At 48.2% G+C, this 8003-nt stretch carries 8 protein-coding genes; all 8 read right to left on the reverse strand.

The window, feature by feature from the left end:
* Nucleotides 1–80: 80 nt before the first annotated feature.
* The gene (kduD, locus tag AC3DOM_RS07515; protein ID WP_487918419.1) at nucleotides 81–797 is read right to left on the reverse strand and encodes a 2-dehydro-3-deoxy-D-gluconate 5-dehydrogenase KduD; all 717 of its coding nucleotides are present in this window, start codon (nucleotides 795–797) and stop codon (nucleotides 81–83) included.
* Nucleotides 798–878: 81 nt separating this feature from the next.
* The gene (locus AC3DOM_RS07520) at nucleotides 879–2255 is read right to left on the reverse strand and encodes a GH1 family beta-glucosidase (protein ID WP_487918420.1); all 1377 of its coding nucleotides are present in this window, start codon (nucleotides 2253–2255) and stop codon (nucleotides 879–881) included.
* An 85-nt stretch (nucleotides 2256–2340) separates the two neighbouring features.
* Nucleotides 2341–3336, reverse strand: a complete 996-nt coding sequence (locus tag AC3DOM_RS07525; protein WP_487918421.1) for an aldose epimerase family protein — start codon at nucleotides 3334–3336, stop codon at nucleotides 2341–2343.
* Nucleotides 3320–4132, reverse strand: a complete 813-nt coding sequence (locus AC3DOM_RS07530; protein WP_487918422.1) for an SDR family NAD(P)-dependent oxidoreductase — start codon at nucleotides 4130–4132, stop codon at nucleotides 3320–3322. Before AC3DOM_RS07530 ends, AC3DOM_RS07525 begins: the two co-directional genes overlap by 17 nt.
* Before the next feature lie 10 nt (nucleotides 4133–4142).
* Nucleotides 4143–4835: an RraA family protein gene (locus tag AC3DOM_RS07535; RefSeq protein ID WP_487918423.1), complete on the reverse strand. Its 693-nt coding sequence runs from the start codon at nucleotides 4833–4835 to the stop codon at nucleotides 4143–4145.
* 19 nt (nucleotides 4836–4854) lie between these two features.
* Nucleotides 4855–6009, reverse strand: coding sequence for a mandelate racemase/muconate lactonizing enzyme family protein (locus tag AC3DOM_RS07540; protein ID WP_487918424.1), 1155 nt, complete (start codon nucleotides 6007–6009; stop codon nucleotides 4855–4857).
* Nucleotides 6010–6043: 34 nt separating this feature from the next.
* Complete coding sequence (locus AC3DOM_RS07545) at nucleotides 6044–6691, reverse strand: bifunctional 4-hydroxy-2-oxoglutarate aldolase/2-dehydro-3-deoxy-phosphogluconate aldolase (protein ID WP_487918425.1); 648 nt, start codon at nucleotides 6689–6691, stop codon at nucleotides 6044–6046.
* A gap of 106 nt (nucleotides 6692–6797) precedes the next feature.
* Entirely contained in the window at nucleotides 6798–7946 is a 1149-nt protein-coding gene (locus tag AC3DOM_RS07550) for a sugar kinase (protein ID WP_487918426.1), read from the reverse strand.
* Nucleotides 7947–8003: the final 57 nt, after the last annotated feature.

Below are 8003 nucleotides of genomic sequence, written 5' to 3' on the forward strand. Positions count from 1 at the left end.
TTCTTCCGTCGTTTTCCGTGACCTGGTTCTTATTAGCGAGTCAGCCAACCACCATCTACCGGCACAATGGCGCCGTTCACTTAGTCTGACGCAGGAGATGCAAGGAAAATAACCGCTCCCTTTAAGTCGTCGGGGTTTCCCCAGCGCCCAGCCGGAATACGGTCAAGGATCGCTGGGCCACGCTCTGGGTCCGCTCGCAATGTCTCGGTAATATCAGTAGCCATATAGCCTGGGGCGATAGCATTGATATTAATACCCTTGGCAGCAAGCTCATTTGCCATTAGTCGGGTAATGCCCGCCACGCCACCTTTTGAGGCGGTGTACGAGGCTACCCGAATGCCACCCTGGAAGGAGAGCATCGAGGCGATGTTGATAATTTTGCCCTGCCCATATTCAACCATGACTCGCCCGGCGGCCTGGGAGAGCAGGAAGACGGCTTTCAGGTTTACCTGGATCACATCGTCCCAGTCCTGCTCGCTGAATTCCAGCACCGGGGCGCGACGGATGATGCCGGCGTTGTTAACCAGAATATCCAGCCTCCCCAAATCGGCCACCACCCGTCCAACCACTTTGTTCAGGTCATCAGCATTTGCTTCGAGTAAATTGACTTTAAGCGGCAGGAAGCGCCTTCCAAGAGCCTTTACTCGGGCAGCGGTTTCGTCCAGGGAGCCGGATCCCAACCCGGCCACATCGGCACCTGCTTCAGCCAGGGCAATTGCCATCCCCTGCCCAAGTCCACGACCAGCTCCAGTAACGAGGGCAACTTTATTATCAAGTTTGAAGCGGTCAAGAATCATTATATTGTCCTTTATTGCCCAATACATTTAAATTGAGAACCTTCCTCGTAAACATCCTCAATTTTGTCTTCAGATTCCTCATTAGGATTGAGCTGAAAATCCATTATTTTTAATAAGATTTTTATACCAATTGGCACTTTCCTTTATAATGCGCTCCTGTGTTTCAAAATTAACCCAAACAATACCGAAGCGTTGGGCGTATCCCTTGGCCCACTCGAAATTATCCATCAGCGACCACGCAAAATATCCAGCCATGGGCACACCCGCTTGCATGACGCGGTGCACGGCAGCAAGATGAGTTTTGTAATAATCAAGGCGATAGGTATCATTCACCACACCATTTTCATCAGGAGCTGTGGAGTAGCTTGCGCCGTTTTCAGTGACATATAATTTGAGCGGCTTGTAATCAAAGTACATCATCCCAAGCACGCCCGCCAGCCCCTCAGGGTAAATTTCCCAGCCCATCTCGGTCCAGTTTTCGGGAGTCTTTGGCTTTTCAAAAACCGTCTGCGGTTCATTATCTGAGGCATCTGAACGGACAACCTCGCGGTTGTAATAATTTACACCCAGAAAATCTGTGGGTGTGGCGATGGCATTAAGATCACCTTCCTTAATAAAATCCATTCCTTTTGGCAGGTATCCCTGTTTCTCAAAATCCGCGATCACATCAGCAGGATAACCGCGTCCATAGAGAGGATCGGAGAACCAGCGCGTCCATTTGCCATCCCCTTCTCGGACGGCATCCAGGTCAAAGGAGGAGTTTGAAGCGGCCTCCCTCCAGCCTACATTCAGCGTGATACCCACTTCTGAATTCGGGCTGTTCCTGCGGATGATCGGGACGGCCCAGCCATGGGCGAGCATCACATGATAACTGACCGGAATAGCGCGCCTCATATCCTGATAACCTGGAGCATGTTCACCGATATCATTACCAATCCAGGCAACGACAGCTGGTTCATTGATGGTGATCCAATCCTTCACCCGATCGCCTAAGGCTCGCGTTATGGCTTCGGTATATTCAACAAAGGCTTCGGCGGTTGAACGAACTTCCCAGCCGCCTTCATCCTGCAGGGCTTGGGGAAGATCCCAGTGATATAGTGTGGCAAAAGGGGTAATGCCCGCTTCAAGCAAGCCATCGACCAGTTTGCTGTAGAATTCAATTCCTATTTGGTTTATCTTTCCGCGTCCTTTTGGCAAAATGCGGGGCCATGAAATCGAGAAACGGTATGCTTTTAATCCAAGCTCTTTCATCAAATTGATATCTTTGCGCCACAAATGATAATGATCGTTGGCAATATCGCCTGTGTCATTATTGTTGACCTTGCCCGGCGTATGTGAGAAGCGATCCCAAATAGATTCTCCTTTGCCGTCCTCATTCCACGCGCCCTCGATTTGATACGAAGCAGTGGCTGCGCCCCAGATAAATTCTTTCGGGAAATTGTAAGTATTTTGTGACATATTTTTTCCTTTTATCCTTGATATTGCGGTTATATGCATCATTTGGCGATGCATAATAAGAGATGGCTTTCGCTTGTGGTGAAAATCATGTGACCAAGAGTTCCAGGGTCCAAAGGCGAGATTCTTTGGCAGGCAAATTTCCATACTCGCCCATATCTTTTGCGTTTGACAACCCGTCCGTACCGCCAATACAGGGTTCAAGACCCAGGTTGAAGTAAGGTTCGGAACCACTACCCGACCAAGCTCCGTAATTCATCCATAAACCAACATGGGTAATTTCCTTTGGTTGAAAACGAAAAATGAATGAATGTTTTCCTGTTGGATCAATAATACCCGCCTCAACCTGTGCGTCCCCCTTGATGGGATACGTATAAAGTTTATATGCCTGTCCAAAATTATTGGCTGGCACCTGAGACAAATCGATTGGCCGATTATCTGCACTATTTGTCTGCGGCCACCCTATCTGAGAACCACTTTCGCCTAAAAAATTATTCGTCCCGGAATCAAGCCGAAGGGTTTTAATTTCAGGAGGTAAGATCACCTGCATTCCCTTTTCTATATTTATTAGTGGATGAATGCACCAAAGAAAGAGCATCTCAAAATTTGAAAGATTGCAAACCTGATAATCAAGCGTAAGGACTGGGCCTTCGGTTGAGATTGTCAGGGTGCGTTCAAAGTGATAGGGAAACCGGACGCCATGGCAACTCATCGTCAGAATTATTTTTTTCGCTGAAGATTCAACGATCTTGGTTTCCCAAGGTTGACACCAAAGTTCACCATGATCTGGAATAACGATTCCATCCCAGGGTTCATCCGGATATTCACCCCCAAGAACTGCTGGAAAGCATTCATCCAGTCCGCCTGTATCATATTTTTCAATAAAGGATGCCCCATACACGACGGATTCTTTAGGCAAATATGGATTACTCCATAACCACTCCCGCCCGGTAGATAAATCTTTAATCGAAGTGATTTTCCCCCCGAGCTCAGGGACGACACAAATCTGTATATGACCATTTGTTAAAATATAAGATTCAAAGCCATGATATTCACTTTTCTTAATGCTACAAATATTTGCCATATCCTTCACCATCCTGCATTAAAGCGGAGCGACCACCGTCCGCCAAAATTGTAGTGCCAGAAATAAATCCCCCCCATTCGCTGGCCAAAAAAGCAGCCAAAGCACCAATCTCCTCAACGGAACAAATTCGATTAACCGGATGGGAGGCTTTTGTTCTGGCTAACTCGGCATCTGGATCTGCAAAGGTGTTGAACCAGTTGCGGCCAGCCGGTGTATCAACAAAGCCAGGAGCAATGCCAACTGCGCGAATATGGGGTCCCCACTCAATAGCCAAAGATTGCACCATGGCCACCAGCCCGGCTTTAGCAATATTATATGGAAAGCAGTCTGGAATTGTATTGAAGGCATGATTAGATGTTGTAATAATAAAAACGCCCCGCCCACTTTCCTTTAAATATGGGTATGCAGATTTTGCCAAACGCCAATGCGAAGCCAAATTCAGATTCATGCATTCTTCCCAGGCAGCATTAGTGCAATTTTCCAGCCCCTCAAAAATATTGCGGCCCGCGTTGGAAATAATAATATCGATCCCCCCCATTGTGGATCGGGCTGTATTCACCCATCGCTCAATTTCTCCTGGATCAGTCAGATCAAGGGATAAATATTCTGCCATACCACCCTCTTTTTCAACAGACTCAATAAAATGCTGTGCCCCCGCTGAGTCAAATTCATCTAATCCACATCCCGAAATATCACAACCTGCCTGGGCTAAAATCCGCGCAACCCCACTCCCAATGCCACTGGACACACCACTGACCAAAGCTCGTTTTCCGCTCAAATCGATTTTCAGAGACATAAGCTATGCCCTACATAATTCCAAATTTATTAAAGGCCTCAGCGGCACTCATCCCTGACTCGATCGCTTTACGGACCAGCTTTTCACCGCGTGCCTTTTCGACAGATTTGACAAACACCTCTTCTTCAGCCTCTTGCGGAATGATACAAACGCCATCGATATCGCCAAAAACAATATCGCCCGGCATGATTTTGACCCCACCGATTTCCAGAGGCACCCGAAAATCAATTACCTTGCCGCGTGGACCTTGATCCTGGGCATAGGAACCGTATGAAAAGGCCGGGAAATTGAGATTCAGAATCCCGTCCGTATCACGGGCGTACCCATCCAGAACTGCTCCGGCTGCACCCAATTGGATTGCCCTGACACTCATCAACTCCCCCCAAAGCGCATAGGTCGGAGATGCTCCCGTGCATATGTAAACTTCTCCGGCTTTCAAATCATCCAACGCCTCGAGCATTAATCCAAATGGTTTTGCCATCAGTGAATTGGCAGAATTTTCCACTTCTGCGGAAAAAACATCTGCTTCCAAAACCGTCATTGCACGACCGATGAGGACCATATCATTGCGCAAGGGGCGTATTTGGGGTGGCAAAAATTGTTTTTGAAGGCCGAGCGTATCCATAATATCGCCGACAACGGCCGTAAATAATTCCCGGCGAGCCAGTTCAAATAATTCCTGATCAGATTGCCATAATTTCATAAAGGAGCCTCGCCCTACTTTAGACGTAAAAACCTGGTTTCATTTCCGTGATCCCCGGATGTGCTTCCATGACCTCATCAACAAGGTCTACGCCTAATCCAGGTGTATCATCCAAAATGTAATAACCATCCTTGATATTAAGAGGGCGGCTGATAACGGTATCTCTCCAGGGGACATCAGTGAACATAAATTCCTGGCGGAAAAAATTAGGGATGGAGGCGCATACATGGGCACTGGCCAAGGTCGATAGAGGTCCATTGGGGTTATGTGGAGCGACCTGGATATTATATGTCTCGGCCATTGTGGCGATGCGCTTCAGTTCACTGGGACCACCACAGCGGGTGATATCAGGCATAATATAGTCCACAAGCTGCTGCTCCAAAACAGGACGGAAACCCCAGCGACTGTAGTGTCGCTCTCCCACACAAATCGGGACGTTGGTTCGCTCACGAAAATATTTCAGGGTATTGGCTGATTCCGGGCCTACAGGTTCCTCGTACCACATCATATTAAGGGGAGCCAGACGCTCAGCCATGCGAAGAGCTGTGGGCATGCTGAGCATGGCATGGGTTTCGATCGCAAGTTGAACATCCGGGCCGACAGTTTCCCGAACAGCCCGAACAATATCATAGGCCAAATCTTCCTGGGCCGATGTCAGGGTCAAATTGGAACTGAGGTCATCTCCAAAAAGGTAATTGGTGTGTGCAAATGGGTCAAACTTTAACCCTGTGAACCCTTGAGCCACAACTTCTTTGGCTTGCCACACATAATCTTCAGGGTTGTGACCACCTTTGATAAACCAGTAATTTGCGTAAAGCAGGATTTTCTTGCGAAATGCCCCACCCAATAACTCGTAGCAAGGAACTCCCAAAGATTTTGCTTTCAGGTCTAATAATGCCATATCGATCCCAGACATGGCACACATCATCACACCTGTTGGTCCAAGCCAATTCAAATCGCGGTAGAGTTTGGACCAGATATAGTCTATACGGCTTGGGTCCAAACCAATGATCCGTTCTCCAAGATGTTTGGCGGCATGATAGACCAGCGGGCTGCCTGGCCAGTTTGTGGCTTCCCCAACGCCTGTCAAACCATTGTCTGTGGTTATACGCAGAAGTGTCCAGTTATATTTGATCCCTTCCACCAACCAAACATCCACTTTTTCTATTTTCATATAAAATGCTCCACGGTAAATATAAAAAATCTTCCTACCCAGAACGACCGTTTTTAACTGCCTGGATAAACTTCTCTGCCCGGCGGGTTAACTCATCGAGGTTCCCCTCATCCAGCAATTTTTGGTTGACCAAACTGCTCCCAACCCCAAGGGCTGCAGCCCCTTTACGGATGAAATCGGCAGCGGTATCGAGGTCAACTCCACCAACGGGGACAATCTCCAGTTGAGGCAGGGGCGCCAACATCGCCTTGACCAGGGACGCACCTCCAAAGCTGGCTGGAAAGAGCTTGATCATATCAGCACCTGCTTCCCAGGCAGTAAGTGCTTCAGTGGGAGTGTAACAACCGGGCATCACGGGGATACTATAGCGATTGCACAAGGCCACCATAGCAAGATTCAGCGTAGGTGCGACCACAAAATCAGCTCCGGCCAGGATGGCAGATCGAGCAGTTTCCGGATCAAGCACACTCCCTGCGCCAAAAAGAACATCATCTCCATATCTGGCTTTGGCTTTTTCAATAACGCTTAAAGCTCCGGGCGTTGTCATGGTGACTTCGATTACCCTGACCCCACCTGCCTTGATGGCATCGGCCGCAGTAATCAATTGATCGGATGAAGAGGCCCGCATAATGGCGATGATGCCGGTATCGCGAATGATGGCTAGTTTTTCGTGTTTCTTCATTGGTATCTCCTATTAATAAATAAAAATTGGACCACGGCTCTTGTCTTCAATCAATTATGCTTTGGACCAGAACAAGTCTCCTGCTAATCCTCGACCGGAAACAGATCTATCGAGAGGTACGCTTTCCGCCTCCAAAGGCATCGGCTTTCATTAAGGATTCGACTTCGGCTTTATCGATCAGTGGCAGATCGAACATCAGGGTCTGTTTGATGCGCGTGGCGGCATCACCAACCAGAACACCTTTGGTCAACCCGGCGGGGCTAAAATCTTCGGTCAGTAAGCCATAATAAAATCCAGCATTCCAGGTATCGCCGCCGCCCAACCGATCCCAGAGCGTGATTGGTTTCACCTCAGGGGAGCGGAAGAAAAACCCATCCGAATCTATGGCGGCTGATTCCCAACGATGCTGTTCAAAGGTGTCGGGATAGCGGATGGTGATGGCGACAATCCTGACATCAAAGAGTTCCATCACTTTCTGGGCGAAGGCTTGAATATCATCATCTTCCAGTCGTCCCATATCGCCATCGACGACCTGTTTGGCCGAATACTGGCCACAATCGATGTCGTATAAACGAGCCATATCCTCAATTGTGGTGATAAAAATGTCGATATGTTCAGACACAATTGGCGTCATTAATTCTCGGGCCTGATCCGGCGACCACAGGGTCGGGCGGTAGTTGAAATCCATCCCAACCAGGCAGTCATTTGGTTTGGCGGACATCGCTTCTTTAAAGGCCTCATAATTGAAATTACGATCGTACCCACTGTGATTTGCCAAGCCAAAGGTGATTCCGGAGGTATGAAATAGCCGGGCATTCTTCAAGACAGATGGCCAATCAACCATACCTGCATCCAACTTTGAAGCCGCAGAGTACATTCTTTGGTAAACACCGGTATTCTTGCGGGGGGTGCGACCAATTTCATAGATCAGACGTCCAATGGGTTCAGTTTTGGGTGCCCACACAAAATGATCGGTCAGAACACCATTTTCGCGGGCAATATTTCGCAGCGCGCGACCATAAGGATTATCCGGAACCCGGGTAATATATTCAGCAGGCATCCCAAGGCGGCTGAGTCCCATCGCCAGGGTATATTCACTCCCTGCCATGGAAAGGTGAACCTGCCGCGTGCGTTCTGGTCGTTCATTATCTGCCGGGGTATCCCGAACCATGGTTTCACCAAAAGTCACGAATACCGGACTGGCAAATTGAGATAAATCGTCTTCCGTTATTTTAAAGAAAGGTTTCTGATTCACTATTTCTCCTCTACTTATAAATACTGAATGGGATTGAAGAGTCAATTCAACAGGACA

This window comes from Candidatus Desulfolinea nitratireducens (assembly GCF_982879505.1).